This window comes from Microcystis sp. M049S2 (genome assembly GCF_020245625.1).
In the GTDB taxonomy this organism is placed as follows: Bacteria; Cyanobacteriota; Cyanobacteriia; order Cyanobacteriales; family Microcystaceae; genus Microcystis; species Microcystis ichthyoblabe_A.
In genome coordinates this window covers 52413-74885 of sequence record NZ_JADBUN010000035.1, presented here as the reverse complement: position 1 = coordinate 74885, position 22473 = coordinate 52413, and the positions used below count along the sequence as shown (strand labels likewise).

Below are 22473 nucleotides of genomic sequence, written 5' to 3'. Positions count from 1 at the left end.
CAAGCTATCCCTTATAGGGATCTTTCTTAACAATTTTTGCAGTAAGCACTCCAACCCTTATCCTGACTTGATTTCAGTTTTTTCTTTGTCAGTAAGGGTGTCAACAAGGAATATTACAAATTGTTAACCGAGTCTTGAAAACCTTGTGCTACAAAGGTTTGAAATGTTAAGAAAGATGTGACTAAAGGACAGCTTATCAAGGGGGGCAGGGGGGATCAAACCCAAAATCTATATTTCTACTTAACTAATTTTGCCCCACACTTAGAACAAAAATTAGACGAGGGCGGGTTTTTATGTCCACAATTACCGCAGATAATTAAAGCTGGGTTAACCACTTCCGTCACCGAAGAAAGAGGAATTTCTCCACCGCTATCCAACTTATAGTTATGGATTAACTGCAAAATAATTGCATCTTCCCGTTTATATTCTGTATTATCTTTTCCTCCTGTCAACTCCTCGGAACGTTGTTGTAAATATTCAATGAAAGTCCGATACAAAGCTTGTTTTTTCTCGGGAGTGGCTGCAGCCTGTAACTTAGCTGTCACCTGACTTTGAATTTTTTCCTTATCTTCGCGACAAGCTTTTACTTCTAACACCTGTACCGCATCTTCCCAACTGGTGGCGATATCGACTTTTTTTAATCCCGTTGCGGTTTTAATTTCATAGCGAATTGTTTTCTCATTAGTGACTCGATTGACTTCTGGAAAAAGCACTTTTAAAGCCCGGGCAGTCACCACCAATTGATAAATACTCGGATCTTCGGGAAAAACATCCCAGAAAGGAGGTTCCTTTTGGATATGCACGGGGATGGGTAAATCGCGATTTTCACCCATTTGTTGAGCGCGTTTGGCGAGAATAAACTCTCCTTTCCAGTCCTGATAGGATTGCCGCAGTTCTCGCATTCCCTCGAGACAGCGCAGGGAAAAACCGCCAATTTCCTGCACGAAGACAAGACGATATTTTTCCACGTCTCCCAAGGGTTTAATATCGTCTTCGTTGGCAATAAATTCCCGCAGTTTCGGAATAATTTTTTGAGCTGCCGGGTTACTGGTGTTTCTTCCCCCAATCAGGGCAACATTTTGATTTAATTGGGGTGTAAAACCCGCATCTTTTCCTCGCAAAACCGCAGGATTGAGCATAATTAGGGGTCGCGATTTTTGGTAAGCAATGCGAAGATTATTGATAATATCGGTGTCGTTGTTATAGATTTTTAACAAGCGATCGCAAGCGGCTAATTCCTGCTGAATGCGACTACTAGCGGGAGCATTTTGTAGGAGTTGATTAGCTTGATTTAGGATAACTTTTTGAAAATCACCTTGACGAATATCGGCAATCTCGGTGATGTCAAATAAACGCATATTTTCGTCGGCACGGCGCGTTTCTTTCCAGAGGGGGCTAGATTGCTTTAAAATCTCTTCTGAGAGGGGTAAACAAAAGTTATCCATACCCGTATCGTAGGCGTTTTTGTTACCGACAATCCCAGAGGCAAATTGTTCGATAAAGTCTTGATAAAGACCATTTAATTCTTGTCTGTCAAATAATTTAATCCCATTAATTAACAAAGCATCGGCACTATCGATCTGTTGATTAGACTGGAGATTAAATAGATCGCGACTTTGAATTACTTTCTGACGAAAGCGATTAAAACGGCTTTCTAATTGATTAAGATGTTCCAGTAAACGGTTAATAACCTCTACTCCTGCACCTCTGGTTTTTCGTTGAATATTGGCCATTAAATGGCCTTCCAATCCCGTTAAAGCTTGTTCACAATATTCTTCCATCTTATCTTTTTTCGAGATATGAAGTTTATCTTTCAGATCATTAATTTCGGCTAAGGCTGTATCGTATTCTCGTTGACGTTTACTTTCGTTTTGACTCCAAACCTGTTCTTGATCGCGACGGAATTTTTCGGCTATGTCGGTGAAGATTTGTCGTACTGAAACAATAAAACTCTCGGCAAATTTTACCCCACGATTTCGATCCTCAAGGATATTATAAAACTCCATTTCTAGAGACTTTTTACCCCGTTGAATAATTTCATCCCGGTTACTATAAATCTTTTTCAGGTAATCGCCGTGCAGCCGTTCATCGGGACTCAATTCTAGTAAATGATTGCGTTTAAATTCCTCGACTCTTGGCGTTAAATAATCATTAATAAATTGCAGGATTTTTCCCTGTTCATTACCTAAAATATTAACACCCTGTTTGGTACAAGATAGCCAATTATTTTGATTGATTTCCTGGCGAGTTTCGTTAATCCATTGGGAGATTATGGCAATTAAAGAGCGATCCTTGTCGGCACATAAATCCATAATTAATTCCCCTTCGCTCAAGCGCATTCTTTTGAGGATATCACCTCTTACTAACTCCAACATTTGAGCGGGTAAAATCACGGAATCATTCAGCCACCAATTAATTAAATCTTTGGCTAAACGTTCCGATAAAGAGGCACGAATTTGGGCAATAGGAATTTCAATAGTTGATAGCCCAAAACTCATAAATTGCTTAGGATAACCGCGACCTCCCGGGTCAGCTTGCGCCCAAGAACCCTTAATATTATCTCTAATGGAACGCTTATGGGGGGCAAAATCAGAGGTCATATCTAGGAAGATATTTTGGGCGATCATTTCCCGAATTTGACCGAGTTTAAAATCACCTTCGCCGTTTTTTGTCCCCACTAAATAGGTAAAATCAAAGGGGGGTAATTTACTAACCACTTCATCGACCAAACCACTGCTAAACTGTTGATGATATTCGGTTCTGTAGTCAGAAAAGTAATTCAATTCCATCAAGGCAGCGTAACCATTAGCCAAAACTCGATCGCCGACACTAATCCCCGCAAATGCTTCAGGAGTGGGAACAATTGCCGTACTCAAAGGACTACTTTCCCCGCGTAACCAATTACGAATACAGTAGCCTAGATCGATTAACATTCCGCTACCTGTACCACCGTTTAAAGACCCCGTAGTAAAGACATTAATAGCAGTATTATTAACTTTAATTCCATAGCGATCGAGCATAAAGTTTTCTTGTCCTTTTACCCGTCTCACTGCGTCCAGAAATTTTCTTTGGATCTCATGATAATTGCAAAATAAAGCAAAACGGCCACAGGCGCGAATTTGTCCCGCTCCCGCTTCCAGGGAAGTAATATTTCTCTCTAATTCCGGGGGAAACCAACTATTAATCCAGGGATATCTATCCATGTCAGATACCATCTCCTGTACCTGTTTTCCACTCACCCGGGCCCAGTGTTTTTCGTTATCTTTAAAAGCACTGCCGGCAGCTTCAGGATTACTGATTTTATAATCCTTATCCGTATCAACCACCAAAAAACTGACAATCGGAAAATTGCTCAAACTGCCATAACTTTCCTCGATTAAGCGACGCAAGCGCGATAAAATTTCGTTACCCGTGCCACCAATACCCACTAAAACCGTGGGAACCATGCTTTTTTCTTCTACTGCTGCTGGCATAATTATTTAACTCCTAAGGCCATTTCTTGACGGTTGCGAGGGACTTCGTAGGTGAGGAAATCGTAGGCTAATTTAGTGTTAGGAAAAATCGCCCGCGCTTCCTCTAACAGATTGGAAATATCCAGAGAATTCCCCGGTAGATAACGGGGACTAAAATGGGTCATTAATAACAATTTTACTTGGGCTGCCAAGGCCACCTGGGCTGCCATCGTCGAAGTGGAGTGAACACTTTCAAAAGCTAACCCGGCATCTTGATGTGCAAAAGTCGCCTCATGAATTAGCACATCTGCATCCCGTGCCAATTCGATCGAGCCTTCACAGAAAATAGTATCGGTACAATAGGCAATTTTACGGCCGATTTCCGTTTCTCCGCAGAGGGACTGACCGCGAATTTTTCTGCCATCGGGAAGGGTGACAGTTTCCCCTTTTTTCAGCTTGCCGTAAATCGGTCCGGGGGGAATACCCAAAGCGTTGGCTTTTTCCACATCAAAACGTCCAGGACGGTCTTTTTCGGCGATGCGATAACCGTGGGCGGGAATACGATGTTTTAATAGCTGACAGGAGACGGTAAATTCTTCATCTTCGTAGAGTATGCCGGGGGAAACGGGATGGACACGCACCCGATTGGCTAAATTAGTATAGGAATACTTAGCACAAGCACGCAGATAGTCCCCTAGTCCGGGGGGTCCGTAGATATCAATATCCTGAGCAGAACCGGCTAATCCGATACTGGCTAACAGTCCCATTAAACCAAAGATATGATCTCCGTGCATGTGGGTGATAAAAATGCGTCGGATTTGGGAACTTTTCAGGTCGCTACGCAGTAACTGGTGTTGAGTTCCTTCTCCACAGTCAAACAGCCATATTTCCGCCCGTTGCGGCAAACGAAGGGCGATACTAGAGACATTACGGGAACGAGTGGGAACCCCAGAACTGGTTCCTAAAAAAGTAATCTCCACAGGATAGCTGTCAGGATAGAGGATTCTTTTTCTAGTCTAGGCTGTTTTTATCGGTTTCTCGATCGAATTGCTGCTTTTCTGTATTTCTTGACTTGGAAACAGGAAATCCCCTGATTTTAACCTAACTCTGCAATAATTACTCGCAGCCAGAACTAGGTTGGCGCACATATCACACTTTGTGTTTTTTGTCAAAAAAACTTTTTTTTTGCAATAAAACTACACAAAAAAAAGATCATCGTTATGGGTGAAATTGACTGATTTAACCGTCTTAGTTAGGATCACCTTGTAGATGTGGCAAGGGGTTCAGTCATTGCTACCCAAAAAAGCACAGAATAACCCATTATGAAATTCAGCAAAATCGCTGTAACCATGATAACATCGTTGTTAAATAAAAATCTTTCTCAATTAATTCTTAAGAATTTGTAAATATTGCGGAATGTTAATTTAAATATTCTCAAGTTTTTGGAGTCAATAAATAACTTTTGCTTATCTTTGTCTAACATTGAGTTAGGAGATAGGAGTCAGGAGTCAGGAGTCAGGAGATTATTTTTATTTATTCTTCCCACACCCCACACCCTACACCCCACACCCCACACCCTACACCCCACACCCTACACCCCACACCCTACACCCCACACCCCACTTCCCCGCACCCCACACCCCACACCCCACACCCCACACCCCACACCCTACACCCCACACCCTACACCCCACTACCCCAATGCCCAATCAAGGCTGGATTTATCGAGATAAAATTAGCAAAAATCAGGCAGGATTAAGCCTATTAGCCTACTATGCGGGCAAATATCCCCATTCTAGCCGAGAAGAATGGCTCGATCGCATTTTATCAGCAGCAATTCTAGTCAACGGTCGTCCCGCTTGCCCCGATACAGTCTTGGAAATCGGGCAGCAATTGACCTATCAGCGCCCGCCTTGGACAGAACCGGATGTACCGCTCTTTTTTGAGGTACTCTACGAGGATGCCGAGGTGTTAGTGGTGGCGAAACCTTCGGGATTACCCGTGTTAGCGGGGGGTGGATTTCTCGAACATACTCTTATCCATCTGGTGCATCAGCATTATGCCGAGGTCACTCCCTATCCGATTCATCGTCTTGGTCGCGGCACTTCCGGCATAGTCTTAATGGCGAAATCAAAGCCCGCTAGAGCTAAATTAAGTCAACAGATGCGAGAGGGGAAAATTACCAAAATATATCGAGCTTTAGTGGGTCGGGGCGACATACCGGATAACTTTACTATTAATCAAGCGATCGGGAAAATCGCCCATCCCATTTTAGGCTACGTTTACGGTGCGCTCACAGATGGGTTATCGGCCCGCAGCGATGGTCGAGTCTTAAAAAAACATCCCGATAGTACCCTATTAGAAGTACAAATTTTTACGGGCAGACCCCATCAAATTCGCATTCATCTGGCCTTTTTTGGCTATCCCTTAATCGGTGATCCCTTGTATGGTCTGGGGGGATTACCGCGACCGGATGCAGTGCCGGGAGATTGTGGTTATTATCTCCATGCCAATCAAATCGTTTTTAATCATCCCAGTACAGGGGAAAGAATCTCTATTTGTTGTCCAGCGCCGCCGGAATTAGTCAATAGACTTCTTGCAGAAGTCAGGCAACAGAAAGATGAATAGATGCTTTCAGCATCAGGATTGATTACTTTTTGACTTTTGCAAGAGGTTTAATAGCGCAAATCTCCAAATCTAGCAATATTTAGGGTTGGCTGAATAAATCTAAAAACCTTGTTGGATAAAACTTTTAGACTTTTTTGACCTCAAAAAGTGCCAGTCGAGAGTGATCGGGGCGAAAATTGAGGGACTTTTTCCCTGAAAATTGGGTAATTGACCGTCTGAAAATGGGTAAAACCCCACACCCCACACCCTACACCCTGCCCCCTACACCCCACACCCTACACCCCACACCCTACACCCCACACCCCACACCCTACACCCCACACCCTGCCCCCACGAAAAACTTTTTGCCGCAGACCCTATTTAAAACTCCCCAAGCCCGATCGCCAGCGATCACTAAAAGACCACTTCGGTAATCACACCCTGAATCGCCCCGAACCGAGAGCGAGAACCTAAGACAATTCGATACAATATTGTCAACAAGCATTAAGCGATTTAAACTATCGATCGAAGGTAAAAGTCCCGAAGTTATCGAAATCTAGGGGGAGACAAAAACAAGCATGGGTAGAGTAGTAGGCATTGATCTAGGGACAACTAACTCCGTCGTCGCCGTGATGGAAGGCGGAAAGCCAGTGGTCATCGCCAACTCGGAGGGCATGAGAACCACTCCTTCTGTGGTCGGTTTTAATAAAGATGGGGAGTTAGTGGTCGGTCAAATGGCCCGGCGACAAGGGGTACTTAATCCCCAAAACACCTACTATGCAATCAAACGCTACATAGGTCGTCGCTACTCGGAATTAAACCCCGAATCGAAGCGCGTCCCCTACACCATCCGCCGGGATGAGATGGGCAATATCAAAATTAAATGTCCCCGTCTGCAAAAAGAATTCGCCCCCGAAGAAATTTCCGCCCTAGTTTTACGCCGATTAGCCGAAGAAGCCAGCCGTTATCTAGGGGAAGAAGTGACCGGGGCCGTAATCACTGTCCCCGCCTATTTTAATGACTCCCAACGTCAAGCCACCCGGGATGCCGGCCGAATTGCGGGGTTAGAAGTGATGAGGATTCTCAACGAACCCACCGCCGCTGCCCTAGCCTACGGTCTCGATGAACAGGAAAGCAAGAAAATCCTCGTTTTTGACCTGGGGGGCGGTACTTTTGATGTTTCTATCCTGGAAGTGGGTGACGGCGTTTTTGAGGTGAAAGCCACCAGTGGCGACACCCAATTAGGCGGTAATGATTTCGATAAAAGAATCGTCGATTGGTTAGCCAATCAATTTTTGGAACAGGAAGGCGTGGAGCTGCGCCAAGACCGGCAAGCACTACAAAGACTCACAGAAGCGGCAGAAAAAGCCAAAATTGAACTATCTGGGGTCAGCGTCACCGATATTAATCTACCCTTTATCATCGCCACGGAAGACGGACCCAAACACATCGAAACTCGCCTGAGTCGGGCCCAATTTGAGGAATTATGCGGCGATTTAATCAGTCGTCTCCGTCGTCCTCTCAAACGGGCCCTTTCTGATGCCGGTTTGTCCCCCGTCCAACTGGACGAAGTGGTACTGGTGGGCGGCGGCACGCGGATGCCGGTGGTGAAGGATTTGGTGCGGAGTTTTATCGATAGGGAACCCAATCAAAATGTTAACCCTGATGAGGTTGTAGCGGTCGGGGCGGCTATTCAAGCGGGAATTTTGGGCGGCGAGGTCAAAGACGTGCTGCTCCTCGATGTAACCCCTTTATCCTTGGGTTTAGAAACCATCGGCGGTGTGATGAAAAAGTTAATCCCCCGCAATACCACTATTCCCGTCCGCAGATCTGACCTTTTTTCCACCTCCGAAAATAATCAAACTGTGGTGGAAATTCACGTCTTGCAGGGGGAAAGGGAAATGGCCAGCGATAATAAATCCCTGGGACGTTTTAAATTAACTGGTATCCCCCCCGCACCCCGGGGTATTCCGCAAGTGCAGGTGTCCCTCGATATAGATGCTAACGGGATTCTACAAGTCACCGCTAGGGATAAAATGACCGGACGGGAACAAAGTGTCACCATTCAAGGCGCTTCTACCCTCAGCGAAGGGGAAATTAACCGCATGATCGGCGATGCTGCCCGATTTGCCGAAGCAGATCGTACCCGTCGCGAAAAGGTGGATAAACGCAATCGCACCCGCTCTCTGGTGGATCAAGCCCAACGACGCTTAAAAGATGTTACTCTCGATTTTGGTAATGAGTTCACCCGTTCCTATCGTCGTCAAATTGAGTCTTTGAGTACGGAAATTATCGACGCTTTGGAGAAAAATGATGACCGTCGCATCGATCGCGCCCAGGCAGACCTACAGGATGTTATCTATGAATTAAATCGCGAGGTACGGCTACAATACGACGAGGAAGACGAGGGCTTTTTTAGCGCTATTCGCAAGACTTTTACCGGGGATAAGGAAGATGATCTTCCCTCCGAACCGCGTCGCGATCGTTATCGTCAGGATTATCGTCCGGGTACACCGGGTTATCAGAGTGATTATCGACCCAATTATTCAGCTAATCAAGATAGTTATCGCCCCCGCAATCAGGACAATTACTACAATAGCCGCGATAGCGATTGGCAAAGTCCTCCCCCTTCGGAGGAAAAAAGTTATAACAATAGTAAAAGTAACCGCAGCGGCGGCAATCGTTCCCGCAATATCCCCCCCCAAAATAACTGGGATGATGACGATGATGATTGGTTTTAATCAGTAAACAGTGATCAGTAATCAGTGAAAAGACAGTGGGAAACTACTATTTAATACTGCTCGCTTAATACATACTGCTCACTTAAAACTCAAATCTGATAACCGATAACTGATAACTGATAACTGAATATATGCCACAATTAGTTAATTATTATGATGTTTTAGGAGTATCTCGCACGGCTACTGGTGACGAGATCAAAAAGGCTTTTCGACGGCTGGCTCGCCAATATCATCCTGATGTTAATCCGGGGGATAAATCGGCAGAAGAAAAGTTTAAAGATATTAATGAAGCTTATGATGTTCTCTCCGATGAAGAAAAACGGGTTGAGTATAATCGTTCCTTGACGGGGATTAAGCGCCGTGGGATACGTCCGGGGGAAAAAGCCAATAGTAACGGTAATGGAAAAATCCCCCGTACAGAACAGGATCTATGGAAGTTTAAAGATTTTAATAACCTTAATACTAAGCGTGCTAAAATTGCCTCCTCTCCCCGTTTAACTCGTCGAGATGTGGAAGCAAAATTAACTTTACCTTTAGAGAAAGCCTATCAAGGTGGCAGACAAAGAATTCGTCTGGAAGATGGTAGATCAATAGAGGTTGATATGCCGGCAGCCATGATCGATGGGCAGAAAATTCGTCTCAAAGGTCAGGGTATTGAAGGGGGTGATTTATATTTAAAAATAACTATCGCTAGGCATCCTTTTTTTAGGATTCAAGGTTCTGATCTTGTCTGTCAAGTACCGATTACTCCTAGCGAGGCAATTGTGGGCGGTTTTGTGGAAGTTCCTACCATTGACGGTTTAGTTAAAATGATGATTCCTAAGGGGTTAAAAAGTGGTCAAAGATTACGTTTAGCTAACAAAGGTTATCCCACTTCCCAAGGAGAAAGGGGCGATCAATTAGTGGAAATTATATTAGTTAATCCTCCCAATCCTAGCCCTGAAGAATTAGAACTTTATCAAAAAATACGGGCGATTGAAACTTTTAACCCTCGTCAAGGTTTATAAAGATTATGCTAGGTGGGTTACGGCAAATTTGAAATTTTTTGTCAAAAACATAACTTGTTCTTGCGTAACCCACCCTACACCTAACCCTTAATTCCTGTCTTTTTATGACAAATATAATTGACACAATTAAACCTTTTTATCCTCTAGCTTTCAAGGCTATTCGGGGCAATTTAGAGGGAACACAAAAACAATTATTAAATACTCTGCAAAAAATTGATCGCTCGCGGGGGGAATTTTGGGGACAATGGTTAATCTCCCAATTAGCAGAATCCCTCTGTTTTAGCGATTCTCGCCTATCTCAAAGCCTCTGGGGGTTAAATTTCCCCAATCCCGTCGGATTAGCGGCAGGATTCGATAAAGACGGTTTAGGGGCAGGACTTTGGCCTAGTTTCGGCTTTGGTTTTGCCGAGGTGGGTGCTGTCACCCTAGAAGGGCAACCGGGCAACCCAAAACCGAGATTATTTCGTTTACCGGAAGATTTGGCGGGATTAAACCGTATGGGGGCAAATAACCTCGGTGCGCCGGTTCTAGCGGCAACTCTCCAGCAATCTTGGCAACGACAACCCCGACAGATTCCCATCGGTATTAACCTCTGTAAATCGAAAAATACGCCCCTAGAAAAGGCTCCGGAGGACTATTTAGGCAGTTTTCGCTATTTATTCCCCCATGCTGATTATTTTGTCGTTAATGTTAGTTCTCCCAATACTCCCGGTTTGCGTTCCCTGCAAAGTGGGGAACAACTCGATAAAATCCTCGACATTTTACAAACAGAAAATCAAGGCAGAAAACCTCTATTAGTGAAAATTTCTCCCGATTTGGAATGGGAAGATATCAGAACAATTATTGACCTAGCTTTCTCCTATCAATTAGCCGGAATTGTCGCTACTAATACCACCACTAAACGCACGGGATTAAAAACCACAATTCTGCCTGAAACTGGTAAACCAATCACTGAAGAAGCAGGGGGAATTAGTGGGCAACCTTTGCGGGAACGTTCCACGGAAGTGATCCGTTTTATCTATCGGCAAACCCAAGGCAATTTACCAATAATTGGAGTGGGAGGCATTTTTTCTCTCGATGATGCTTGGGAAAAAATTACGGCTGGTGCGAGTTTATTACAGATTTATACCGGTTGGTTATATCGAGGACCCTGGCTAGTATCAAATATTTTACAAGGATTAACAGAAAAATTAGAGGCTAATGGGTTGACTAATATTAATCAAGGGGTGGGTTGGCAAGCTAACCAAGAATGAGCCAATTTTCTCCGGTAATTAGCAATAATTTCGGAAAAATTAGCTAAAATTTTACCCGTTCCCTTTGGGGATAAGATAAGATAATTAGGATAACTACAATAGGACTGCTCTAGAGACTACAAGCAGAGACAAATTGATCGCCAAGTATGGAACTTTTTAACCAAACCACAATTCTATGTCAAAAAAATCATTTTTACCCGGTTGTTTAGTCGTCCTAGGACTAACAGCAGTAACCGCAGGAGGTGTCTATCTTTATCTACGAGGACAACTACCTTGGCAAAGATTCACCCCCTTGCAATCGGCAAAAGTTATCCCAGAAACTGCCTTTGCTAGTAGTTTTGTCTCCACGGATGCAAAAGCTTGGTCAGTGTTAGCTAAATATGGTACACCAGAATCGCGAACTGCGGTTAGTCAAGGACTAGAAGAATTACAAAAAAATATCTTCACCGATAAGATTGATTATCAACGGGATATCGAACCTTGGATCGGTAGTATTAGCTTTGCTTTCCTTCCCGCAGCTACCCCCGGACAATCGGAATTATTAACGGTTATCGGGATCAAAGATAAAATTAAAGCGTCGGAATTCCAGAAAAAACTAGGACAACAAGTTAATCGCAAAACTAGCACCAGTGACTACAAAGGTATTACAATTACTGCTATAGATTGGCAGGATAACACCACCATTTATACTGCCGTTACTGGCGATTTTTTGTTGATATCCTACGATAAAAAGGTGTTAGAAGCGGCGATCAATACCTACCAAGGACAGCCATCTTTTAGCAGTAAACCGGAAGTGAGAAAACTGCTTTCCCAATCCCTCAACCTACCCAATACCCTAGCAACAATTTATATTGATGATTATGCCAAAATCTTGGGACCAGATGCTAATTTATCTCCCCAAAGTCGGCAAGAATTAGCAAAAATTCAAGATATTGTCGCAGGAGTGGGTGTCACCGATACGGGATTACAATTACAAATGGTGGCTAAACTTGCTCCTGAAACTATTTCTAACCTACCTTCCCCTAGCAGAAATCAAGTTTTAAATTATTTACCCGGAGATACCATCGCACTTTGGAGTGGTAATAATCTTAAACAGGGATGGGAAGAAGCAGAAAAACAGTCCCAAACTAACCCAGAATTACAAGTTTTTCTGCGTCAGATCCGTGAGAATTTTCAGATGGCAACCCTTGACGCGGATAAAGAAGTTTTTAACTGGATGGATCGAGAATTTGCCTTTGGAATTATCCCCAACCAGCAAGCAGTGGGAGGGTTAGGTTTTGGGGGAATGATGATCTGGCAAACCGGCGATCATAAAGCGGCAAAAATTACCCTCGATAAGTTAAATGAATTGGTGAAAACTGTTCCCTTTATCACCATAAAAAACAGTCAAATTTCTGGCCAAGATGTGACTGAATGGAAAGCGGAAGAACAAGCTATTTTAACCTATGCTTGGCCTAATAATGATACCCTAAAAATGACCGTCGGAATTCCCTATCAACCGCAACCGAATCAACCGATTAGCAAAAGTGAGAATTTCCAAGCATCGATCGCAAATTTGCCTAAAAATAATCTCGGTTATTTTTTCATCGATGTGGAGCAAATCATCGCTAAAGCAGGGGGAATTAATAATCTTCCTGCCACGGAATTAACCCCGGAAGCAAAAGCCTTTTTAGAATCGGTACGCGGGATCGGAATTACTGCCACTATGCCTGATAAAACCACCAGTAAAATTGATGTTTTATTTTCCCTGAAGCAAACTCCCTAAAAAGTAACCGACTAGATAAAGCGATCCACAGAGAATTATCCGACTATCGACCGATTCTTGGATGGCTTTTTTTAGTCCTAAAAACACATCGGAACAAGTCTCTAGGTGAGATAATTCTGGACAAATTGAAGCCGCTAATTCCGCTAATGTTTCAGGATTGGCACTGCTATGATCCGGGACAGGAACTAAATATAAACTATCGCCTTTTCTTAATAAAGCTTGGAATATTTCTCGATGATCTTTAGTCGATAAAATACCCATCACCCAGATAATTTTTGGAGCCTTTAAACTATCTACATACTGCCTTAAACCAATAGCAGCAGCAGGATTATGAGCGCCATCTATTAAAATTTCTCGCTGACACCAATTAACGGTTTGTAAACGTCCTAACCAGCGAGTTTTTGCCATTCCTTCTTGCACGACTTCATCGCTAATTTGCCAACCTTGCTGACGCAAAATATTAACAACAGCGATCGCTATAGCGGAATTAGTTAATTGAAAATCTCCTGCTAAGGATAAAGGGTATTCTAACCCTTGATATTTGGCCTGATTATCGGCAATTTTTTCGGCAGCTTCTACCCATACCGTTGGACAATTTAACAGCTTGATTCTCTCCCTAACTACCCCCTGCGCTGATTCCGGTAATTGTCCGATAACTGCGGGACAATTCGCTTTTAATATCCCCGCTTTCTCCCCGGCAATATCGGCAACCGTCGGGCCTAAATTTTGCCAATGTTCCCGACTAATAGAAGTGATGACAGTAACTAAAGGTTGAGCGCAAACATTAGTCGCATCTAATCTTCCTCCTAAACCCACTTCCATCACGGCAATATCCACCTTTTCCCGGGCAAAATACAGCCAAGCAGCGGCAGTAATTACCTCAAATTGAGTAGGACTTTCCTGCTGGGGATCGATAAGCGATTGTATATATTTAAGCAGGTTTTCTAAAGTCGCGGTTTCAATATTTTCGCCATTAATAGAGATTCTTTCCGTCCAATCAATTAAATGGGGAGAAATATAACGTCCGACTTTGTAACCGGCGGTACTGAGAATAGAGGATAGATAGGCACAAACTGAACCTTTGCCATTAGTTCCCGTGACATGAATAATCGGAATTTTATCTTGGGGATTGCCTAAAATCTCCAGCAGATTTTTTATTCTTTCTAAACCGAGATTGACACCAAAACGCTGAAAAGGTTGCAGTAAAGAATCGATAGTCATGGTTAGCAAACTATAAATAGGGTTTGCGGCAAAAAGTTTATTGGTGGGGGTAGGGTGTGGGGTGTGGGGTGTGGGGTGTGGGGTTTTACCGATTTTCATCTGCTCAATTACCTAATTTTCAGGGAAAAAGTACCTGAATTTTCCCCCTGATCACTCCCAGACGAGGCACTTTTGGATTTCAAAAAGGTCTAAAAGTTTTATCCAACAAGGTTTTTAGATTTATTCAGCAGACCCTAAATAAAGGAATCCGGCTAGGATCGATACTCCTACCGGCACTGATGACCCTTTCTCTGGGTGATAATGTCTAAAGTTTGACTAAAATGCTCGGTTCTTTTTGGATCGGTAAAACATCAAGAGAGTCAATATTAGCGCAGTATTTTAAATCTTCTTGACAGTGGAGACGCAAGAGGCGCTGACCGTGACTACAACTGTGGAACATTCCTAAAAGATCATTTTGCCATTGACGATAAAGGGCGATCGAGGCGATAACCTCATCATTCCCGATCGCCATTTGCCCCGATTGTTCTTGTAGCGCATCGGCGATCGCTCCAGCACAGGCCGTATCTTCCAGAGAATAACCCCCTTCCCAACCAGAGCCAACAATCCAGACGGTATCGGGCTGCTTATCCAATAAGTAATTAACGGCAGCTTGCCGATTGATCATGGCCGCAGTGATCACGATTGGGGATTCTTCCACTCTTTGCAGAGCGCGAGTGCCGTTAGTGGTACTGATAAACAGACGACGACCTTTCATTAAATCAGGGGTACAATCGAGGGGAGAATTGCCCAGATCGCAGCCTTCTACTTTCGCGCCACCTCTTTCTCCTGCCCGGAGACGTTTTTCCGGTTGCCAGGTATCGCTCACCTGCATCAGGGTTTTCAGATCGCTGAAGGTTTGCACTGCTTCCGCACCGGCATTGAGGGCAGTGGCGATCGTGGTTGTCGCTCTTAAAACATCGATAACGACGGCGCAATCGGGTAGAGTATGGACGGGGGTAAGTTCGGGAGTATGATAAATGAAAACCTGCACGAGTTATACCAAGTAAAAAGTAAAAGGGGAAATAAGCTCAACATACCGCCGCTCGGCGTTGCGCTGGCAGAAGAAAGACAAGGCCGATTTTATCACGATGGATGTCAGCTAGTTAAGCTGTTCGTCATTCAAATTGCTGGTGGAGATCAGGCAAGGGGGGGGCTAATCTAAGAATAAGCGGTTTAAATACGTCTTAGCTTAGGGACTTGCGCTTTGATAATGTACCTTTTGGGCGAACGCAGTTCGCCCCTACATTGTGGACAAAATCCGTTACTGTAGGGGCGCAAAGCTTGCGCCCTCCGATCGATTGGGATATTATTCTCACGCAAGTCCCTTATTACTTGAAATGCCCACGCGGATCACAAAATTGGCCAATTGTCAATAGAGTTTGAGATGCTCTCACCCTGTCGCTCGTCATGACTAAATGTTATAATTAACAATTATTATGCCTGCTAACTTCAAGATTCATGTCTGCTAAAGATCGTTTTCATGGTGCAGTGAGAAAAGGATTAGAAAAAGAGGGTTGGCTCATTACGGATGACCCTTTAAGGATTGAAGTGGGTGATGTAGAAATGTATGTCGATTTAGGAGCAGAGCAACTGATAGCCGCAGAAAAAGACAATGAAAAGATAGCCGTTGAAATTAAAAGTTTTATCGGTAAATCAAGCATTTCTGAATTTCATACTGCCATTGGACAATTCTTTAATTATCGTGTTGCTTTAGAAGAAAAAGAACCTAAAAGACAGTTATATTTAGCTGTTCCCTTAGATATTTATTATAGTTTTTTTGAATTGCGATTTATTCAAACTGTCGTTAAAAGATTTCAAATTTACCTGATTATTTATGATCCGATTGGGGAGGTAATTGTCGAATGGAAAAATTAGAACAATATCGTCACTATGTCAAGCAAGTCATTACTGAATATTCTCAGATAGGTTCATCTAAAGATCCGATTGAACAACAATTGATTTTTGATACAGTTGGCGATCACTATCAATTGATGTATGTTGGCTGGAAAAATAGACGAAGATATCATGGTTGTGTTTTGCATCTCGATATTAAAAAGGGTAAAATCTGGATACAACATGATGGCACTGAGGTGGGAATTGCCAATGAATTAGTTAATTTAGGTGTTCCTAAAGAAGATATTGTTTTAGCCTTTCATGAACCCCTAGTCAGAGAATATACAGGGTTTGCGGTGGGTTAATCAAAGAGGGCGAATGCAATTCGCCCCTACAATAATATTATTGCGCCAATGGTAGGGGCGCACCGCGTGCGCCCAAAATGTCCTATAGATATTTCGACAAAATTGAGATGCACCCAAATTATCCCTATTCTTCTTCCTTCCACACAAAAACCAGAAGAGCCAATTCGCCTAACCTAATCATAAGGTTAAGCGACAAACAGGATCAGCAAGAGACTTCGATTTTTTTACCTTGCTGATCTCTGTATTTCTTTGTTAACAAAACTTAACAATTATCGCCAAAATTTTGCTTGCTTTTATCGGCAGATTTTGAGATAATATTTTTAAAAGATTTTATTCATAATGGGAATCTGTGCATTTAAAAAAATTTTGCATAGATTCCCATTATATAAAGAGCATAGCGCAAGTCGCCGGCAAAGTCAAGTCCTTTCCCATTAATTATGGGTTGGCTGAAAAAGTAGGAGCGATCGCCGGTTAAGATACAAGGTTTTTGAGCCACCAGCTTGAAAATCTTGCAGCTGCTTGGTCAAACAGGCTGCCAAACCCCTTATCTCGTCTATATTTCACATTTATTCAGCCAACCCTACCTAAATCTCTGCTGAAGGTGGATATCAAAGGCTGTTTTAAACTAATACTTTACTGCGATCATTAGAATTATCCCCAAAAATTGCCCCTCGTCGAATCAAATCCTGTTTTTGTTCACGGGTGATCCCCGTTGCACCGATAAAGATAGCCTTTTTAACTTCCGCCGCACTCAGGATAGCCTCTTTCAGGTTAGCCCCACTCAGGTTAGCATCACTCAGGTTAGCCCTTCTCAGGTCAGCCCCACTCAGGTCAGCCCCACTCAGGATAGCCTCTTTCAGGTTAGCCCCACTCAGGTCAGCCTCAATCAGGATAGCCCCTCTCAGTTTAGCCCCACTCAGGTTAGCCCCACTCAGGTTAGCCTCAATCAGGATAGCTGCACTCAGGTTAGCCCCACTCAGGTTAGCCCCACTCAGGTTAGCCCCCCACAGAATAGCCCCTCTCAGGTTAGCCTTACTCAGGTCAGCCCCACTCAGGAAAGCCCCTCTCAGGTTAGCCCCACTCAGGTTAGCCCCCCACAGAATAGCCCCTCTCAGGTTAGCCCCCCACAGAATAGCCCCTCTCAGGTTAGCCTTACTCAGGTCAGCCCCACTCAGGATAGCCCAACTCAGGTCAGCCCCACTCAGGATAGCCCAACTCAGGATAGCCCCTCTCAGGTCAGCCCCACTCAGGTCAGCCTCTCTCAGGTCAGCCCTTCTCAGGTCAGCCCCACTCAGGTCAGCCTCTCTCAGGATAGCCCCTCTCAGGTAAGCCCCTCTCAGGTCAGCTTCACTCAGGATAGCCTCAATCAGGATAGCCTCACTCAGGTAAGCCCCACTCAGGATAGCCTCACTCAGTTTAGCCCCACTCAGGTCAGCCCCACTCAGGTCAGCCCCACTCAGGTCAGCCTTTCTCAGGTCAGCTTCAATCAGGTCAGCACCACTCAGGTTAGCCTCTTTCAGATGAATCCTTCCAAATCTTCTTATAATGCGCTGGGGGAAGTTAGGTTTTTTAATAGATTCAATTAGTTTATTGTTAATTTCTTTAGATGCTTCATTTGTACTTACTGTCTTGACAATCAAGGGGTTTGCTGACGATTCTTCTGCCAGTTGCTTTGGTGATTCTGCTAAATTTTGTCCTATGATAGTAGATTTTAAATAGGTTATCTCATCTGCATTAACATCACCTGCTATGGTAAAAGCTAAACAATTATCTTCGGTAAATTGAACATTTTCAACTGTAATATCTCCCGAAATTTTGTTCAAGTCACCCGATTTGAATAGGGATTCAATTTTTTCTAAACTTTTTTGAGAACCCTTGAGAGTTAATTTGATACTACCTTGTTCTATGTCAGTTATTGTTATTTCCTGATCATCGGTTATTTTTCTTAAAAGTTCTAATATCGTTAATATCTGTTTCTTTTTATTTTCAGAAGCAGTAAAAACCACAGCACCAGAAAATTTTCCGTCATAATTTGTGTTTTTTTGATTACATTCTGGTTGTAATGTACATCGACTTAAAGCAGTAATCAGATTACTCTTTCCAATCTTTTCACCTGTTTGCGCTGACAAGATTTTAAATAAACTAGAAGCCGCATTCTTGATTGACTGTTCTTCTGTCCTAATTTCTTCCGCTAGATCACGATATGTTTTATCATCAAAAACACCTTTTAATATTTTTGTTTCCACGTCCGTTAATCCCTTGTTTGTATGCTTTTTTTTCAGATCATTAACCAGCATTTCTAATTCAGTCCATGAAAGGGTTTTAATTTCAGTCATTTTTAGTTCATTCATCATCATTTTTTAAGGGTTGCAGGACTTAAGATTACTTTTCAGTACCCTGTCGGGTTACTTGAGAGTACCTAAAAAAAGTACCATTTTCATGACTTTTGAGTAACGACAAATAATCAGAATTTTTTTAATCTAAAGATAGTTCACCTCCTAAGTAAAAGGATTGATGATTATGTATAAATATTGGTTAAAGTACAGAGAAGACCTTGTTAGTCTTGCCAAAATTATCAGCACCATATTTGCGATCGCATCATTTTTAGGCTTCTCTTTTCCAGAGAAATTTCCACCTACTCCCTGCCAACCGACGGCAATTGTTGAAACCACGGAAGTTAGCACTAACAATTAGTCAAAGCGCCAAATTCGCCTAACCTAATCATAGCTTAGGCGACAAACAAGATCAGCAAGAGATTTCGATTTTTTTACCTTGCTGATCTCTGTATTTCTTTGTTAACAAAACTTAACAATTATCGGCAAAATTTTGCTTGCTTTTATCGGGAGATTTTGGGATAATATTTTTAAAAGATTTTATTCACCATGGAAATCTTTGCGTCTAAAAAAATTTTGCACAGATTCCGATTATAAGAAAAGCATAGCGCAAGTCGCCGGCAAAGTCAAGTCCTTTCCCATTAATTATGGGTTGGCTGAAAAAGTAGGAGCGATCGCCGGTTAAGATACAAGGTTTTTGAGCCACGATTCTCTCAAAATCTTGCACCTTTTTCGCAAAACAGTCCCCTAAAACCCTTATTTCGTCTATATTTCACATTTATTCAGCAGAGCCTATTTAGCAGAGAATGAGTAAGTCTAACTCAAAATTCGATGATTCCATCTTTAATTTTTATGGGCAAAAATTGCTATTAACTACCCGGAGGGGGAATTACAGGAATTTCGATCCCGTCCGGCGCTAAGGGGGGAGGTGTGGGGGTTAGTTCCGGCTGGTCAACAGGTTCAGGTGTACTAACTAAGGGAATATTTTCCACCACGGGAAGACGGGGAGTGATGGGTTGGGAAAACAGCGCTTGAATTGCCGCTTTTCTGGTTTCTGGAGGTTCCAAAGCTTGCTGCCAGAGACTTTCATAAAAGAAGAAAATCACCCCTAAACCCCGTTGACGAGCAGCCAATACCTTTTCTTCAATAAAGGGTAGGGCAATCGGTCGATTGCGTAAACCGGTTAAAACCCCCACACCGGTGGGGATAGTTTGCTGGGTTTCCTGAATTTCGGGACGGTCTATTTGTTTGAGAAAACTGGGCAGATCGGGACGATAAACCTGTACGATTAACTCATCGACTAATCCTTGCCGCACCCAACCGAGCCAATCCTGTAAATGACCATTATAGGCGAATTCGTAGGGATTAGGGGCGATCGAAAGCAGTATATTCGGTTTAATTGCCTCAATTGATTCTTTGAGATTAGCCAGAAAAGCGGTGATTTTATCGGCCCGCCATTTTGTCCATTCGGGATCCCGGGGGTTAGCTGGGGGCGTTTTTTCGGTTTCCTGTTGATAAAGGGCGATAGTATAGGGATCATAGCCGAATTCGTTCGGTAAACTCAGATGATCGTCGAATTGGATGCCGTTAATATCGTATTGTCTCACTACTTCCAAGACTAATTCCCGCAGAAAATTCTGCACCTCGGGACGGAAGGGATTCAACCACACCACCTCACCGGCTGCCCCCACCCAAGTGGTCCCCCCGTCGCGTTTTTGGGTTAACCAGTCCTGATGTTTTAAGGCTAATTCTGAGGTGGGAGGGGCCATAAATCCAAATTCAAACCAAGGAATGACCAATAATCCCCTTCCACGGGTTTGTTCCACCATTTCTGCCAAGATATCTTGTCCCTGCGCTCCCGTAGGCACAAAAGGCTGTATTCCTTCCCGTTGAGCGATCGCGCTAGGATAGAGAGCATAACCGGAATTCCAGACCACGGGATAGATAGCATTAAAATTAAGATTAACTAATTGCTCGATCGCCTGTTGTCGTTTATCCCTGTCCATCAGCATCGCAGTATCGTTGGTGGTAATCCAAACACCGCGAATATCAGGATCTCGACTTTGAGAGAAAGCAGCGGAAAAATAGCCTAATAGTAGGACTATTAGAAAAGATGCTAAGAATAGTAGTATAGGGAGCTTTTTAAGAATTTGCCGCCAAGCGCTGGTCGGAATTAGAAAAGTCATTTCTTTAAGGTGAAGATTAACGGTTTTAACTGGTTATAATAACAGCTTTGCTCAACTCTTTCAGGCTAGATTGACCAAAAATATATATTTGCTTATTTCTTCACTCGCGACAATTGACCTTGACGATAGAAATCATCACGACGAACATCGAATTGCTTTAAGGCAAGTAATAACCGATGGGAAGGACGAAAAAGAAATAAGTTGGCCTGGGGAATTTCTAGGACTTCTTTTAACTTATCGGTATCGGGGTTAGTGGTAGTCAGGAAGTATTGTACATCAGCATTAAGACGATAATTAAGGGAAAGCAAATCACCTAAGTTAGTCCAGTCATTACCTTCGTCGCTGATAATAATGGCATTGGGTACAGCATTGATTTTTCTGGCAACTTCGCCATTCCAATAACTAGGAACTTTTGCCCAACTGGTTTCGGAAAGAGCATTATTAAAGTTCGATATTATACTAGCAGTTAACAAAAAAGTCAAGATAATTTTACCTAAAATTCTACCTTGATTAAGCAATTGTGACAAGAAAAAAGCCACAGTTATATAGATAGTGGGAAAGGTGGCAATTAGATAACGGGTGACAGTTGATCTAGTGGTGGTCAAAATTAGATCGGGAATGACTAAAGCTAGGAAAGGTACTAGGGTTGAGGTAATCAGAAAAGTAAAAACTATCGGGTTATTGTAGCGATAAACTTGATAAAAAGCATAGATAATTAAGATTAAAAAAATCAGTCTATATATATAGGTGAAGATGTTATTAAAACCAAAATCGCTATCGCTAAATGGACAAGTAAAAGTTAAGAGCCATAATTTACTGAACAATCCCCAATCGAGATAGTTAACGGCAGCCCAACTGGTGGAATTAAAGGCTCTTTGAGAGTTAGTTAAAAAAACCTGTAACCAGGGTATATATAAAATTATCATTGTTAACCCAGATAACAGGAAAAATATCAAGTTATTTTTTCGCTCTGGTTTCATAACAAGATACCAAATTATCAAGGTTGCTTGAGCAAATAAGTTGAGAATAAAAAAGAGATGGGTGTAGAGTCCGAGAGTATTAGAGAGGGTATATAAAGACCAATTAACAATAGTTCTTTTTTTGAGACATTTTAACAGTAGTAATTGACTGATTATCGTTAACAAAACTAAAAGACTATACTGACGAGACATTTGAGCAAATATTATATCAACTGGGGACAGTGCCAATAAAATTACTGCTAAAATTGCCGTTAACTTTGCTGCAAATAATTCTAGGGATAGATAGTAAATAAATGGCAGGGAGAGAAGACTAAAAACAATCGCTAAACTGCGGGAAGAAACGGGAGAAAAACCGAATATTTTTTCCCAATAGCGAGAGATAATAAAGTATAAAGGTGGGTGTTGAGGGTCTTCTTTAGCGAGAGATTTTATTGTATCAAAAACATTGCTTTCGGGTTTCAGTTGTTGAAATTTTCCTAATTCTGTGGTAGATAAAAGACGATTTTGAAAGATAGTATCGGCGATTTCCTTGGCTTGATAACCAGTGGTTCTAATCGTGGTGTAGGATTCATCATGCCAATAGATTTTTTTATCGATATTTGCGAAACGAAAAACCACACCGAGAGTTAGGATAATTGCCAAAAGTATTAAGAGCCAATTGGTCTTTTTATAATTAATATTTGCTTGCATT

At 42.7% G+C, this 22473-nt stretch carries 15 protein-coding genes; 8 read left to right on the top strand and 7 right to left on the bottom strand.

Going from position 1 to position 22473, the window contains the following annotated elements:
• Nucleotides 1–236: 236 nt before the first annotated feature.
• Both IM496_RS03125 and IM496_RS03120 read right to left on the bottom strand, forming a co-directional pair.
• A complete protein-coding gene (locus IM496_RS03125; RefSeq protein ID WP_194017507.1) occupies nucleotides 237–3473 on the bottom strand; it encodes a tubulin-like doman-containing protein in 3237 nt (1078 codons plus the stop codon).
• A 2-nt stretch (nucleotides 3474–3475) separates the two neighbouring features.
• Nucleotides 3476–4432, bottom strand: coding sequence for a ribonuclease Z (locus IM496_RS03120; RefSeq protein ID WP_104396746.1), 957 nt, complete (start codon nucleotides 4430–4432; stop codon nucleotides 3476–3478).
• Between the two features lie 721 nt (nucleotides 4433–5153).
• Between IM496_RS03120 and IM496_RS03115 the strand changes: the two genes are divergently transcribed.
• From IM496_RS03115 to IM496_RS03095, 5 genes are all read left to right on the top strand, one after another.
• A complete protein-coding gene (locus tag IM496_RS03115) occupies nucleotides 5154–6080 on the top strand; it encodes an RluA family pseudouridine synthase (RefSeq protein WP_287661203.1) in 927 nt (308 codons plus the stop codon).
• A gap of 557 nt (nucleotides 6081–6637) precedes the next feature.
• On the top strand, nucleotides 6638–8800 hold the full coding sequence (gene dnaK, locus IM496_RS03110; RefSeq protein WP_287661202.1) for a molecular chaperone DnaK: 2163 nt from the start codon (nucleotides 6638–6640) through the stop codon (nucleotides 8798–8800).
• Nucleotides 8801–8931: 131 nt separating this feature from the next.
• Nucleotides 8932–9807, top strand: coding sequence for a J domain-containing protein (locus IM496_RS03105; RefSeq protein WP_287661201.1), 876 nt, complete (start codon nucleotides 8932–8934; stop codon nucleotides 9805–9807).
• 104 nt (nucleotides 9808–9911) lie between these two features.
• On the top strand, nucleotides 9912–11060 hold the full coding sequence (locus IM496_RS03100; RefSeq protein ID WP_287661200.1) for a quinone-dependent dihydroorotate dehydrogenase: 1149 nt from the start codon (nucleotides 9912–9914) through the stop codon (nucleotides 11058–11060).
• Nucleotides 11061–11235: 175 nt separating this feature from the next.
• Complete coding sequence (locus IM496_RS03095; RefSeq protein WP_287661199.1) at nucleotides 11236–12825, top strand: DUF3352 domain-containing protein; 1590 nt, start codon at nucleotides 11236–11238, stop codon at nucleotides 12823–12825.
• Here the strand turns inward: IM496_RS03095 and IM496_RS03090 are convergent.
• A complete protein-coding gene (locus tag IM496_RS03090) occupies nucleotides 12799–14046 on the bottom strand; it encodes a bifunctional folylpolyglutamate synthase/dihydrofolate synthase (RefSeq protein WP_287661198.1) in 1248 nt (415 codons plus the stop codon). The two genes, IM496_RS03095 and IM496_RS03090, sit on opposite strands and share 27 nt — an antisense overlap.
• 304 nt (nucleotides 14047–14350) lie before the next feature.
• A complete protein-coding gene (locus tag IM496_RS03085) occupies nucleotides 14351–15076 on the bottom strand; it encodes a 2-phosphosulfolactate phosphatase family protein (RefSeq protein WP_002751646.1) in 726 nt (241 codons plus the stop codon).
• Between the two features lie 467 nt (nucleotides 15077–15543).
• Between IM496_RS03085 and IM496_RS03080 the strand changes: the two genes are divergently transcribed.
• Both IM496_RS03080 and IM496_RS03075 read left to right on the top strand, forming a co-directional pair.
• Nucleotides 15544–15960 (top strand): XisH family protein, encoded by a 417-nt coding sequence (locus tag IM496_RS03080; RefSeq protein ID WP_002800967.1) that lies wholly within the window; start codon nucleotides 15544–15546, stop codon nucleotides 15958–15960.
• Nucleotides 15948–16283, top strand: coding sequence for a XisI protein (locus tag IM496_RS03075; protein ID WP_002748301.1), 336 nt, complete (start codon nucleotides 15948–15950; stop codon nucleotides 16281–16283). Before IM496_RS03080 ends, IM496_RS03075 begins: the two co-directional genes overlap by 13 nt.
• A gap of 620 nt (nucleotides 16284–16903) precedes the next feature.
• On the opposite strand, the gene IM496_RS03070 is transcribed toward IM496_RS03075, so the two are convergent.
• Nucleotides 16904–18619 carry a pentapeptide repeat-containing protein gene (locus IM496_RS03070; protein ID WP_287661196.1) on the bottom strand — a complete coding sequence of 572 codons (1716 nt, stop codon included), beginning with the start codon at nucleotides 18617–18619 and terminating at the stop codon, nucleotides 16904–16906.
• 184 nt (nucleotides 18620–18803) lie between these two features.
• Here IM496_RS03070 and IM496_RS03065 point away from each other — a divergent pair, with 184 nt between their 5' ends.
• Nucleotides 18804–18977, top strand: coding sequence for a hypothetical protein (locus IM496_RS03065; protein ID WP_184891232.1), 174 nt, complete (start codon nucleotides 18804–18806; stop codon nucleotides 18975–18977).
• Between the two features lie 508 nt (nucleotides 18978–19485).
• Here IM496_RS03065 and IM496_RS03060 read toward each other — a convergent pair.
• Entirely contained in the window at nucleotides 19486–20802 is a 1317-nt protein-coding gene (locus IM496_RS03060) for a family 10 glycosylhydrolase (RefSeq protein ID WP_194015012.1), read from the bottom strand.
• A 92-nt stretch (nucleotides 20803–20894) separates the two neighbouring features.
• Nucleotides 20895–22472, bottom strand: coding sequence for a glycosyltransferase family 39 protein (locus IM496_RS03055; RefSeq protein WP_287661194.1), 1578 nt, complete (start codon nucleotides 22470–22472; stop codon nucleotides 20895–20897).
• Nucleotide 22473 lies beyond the last annotated feature (1 nt).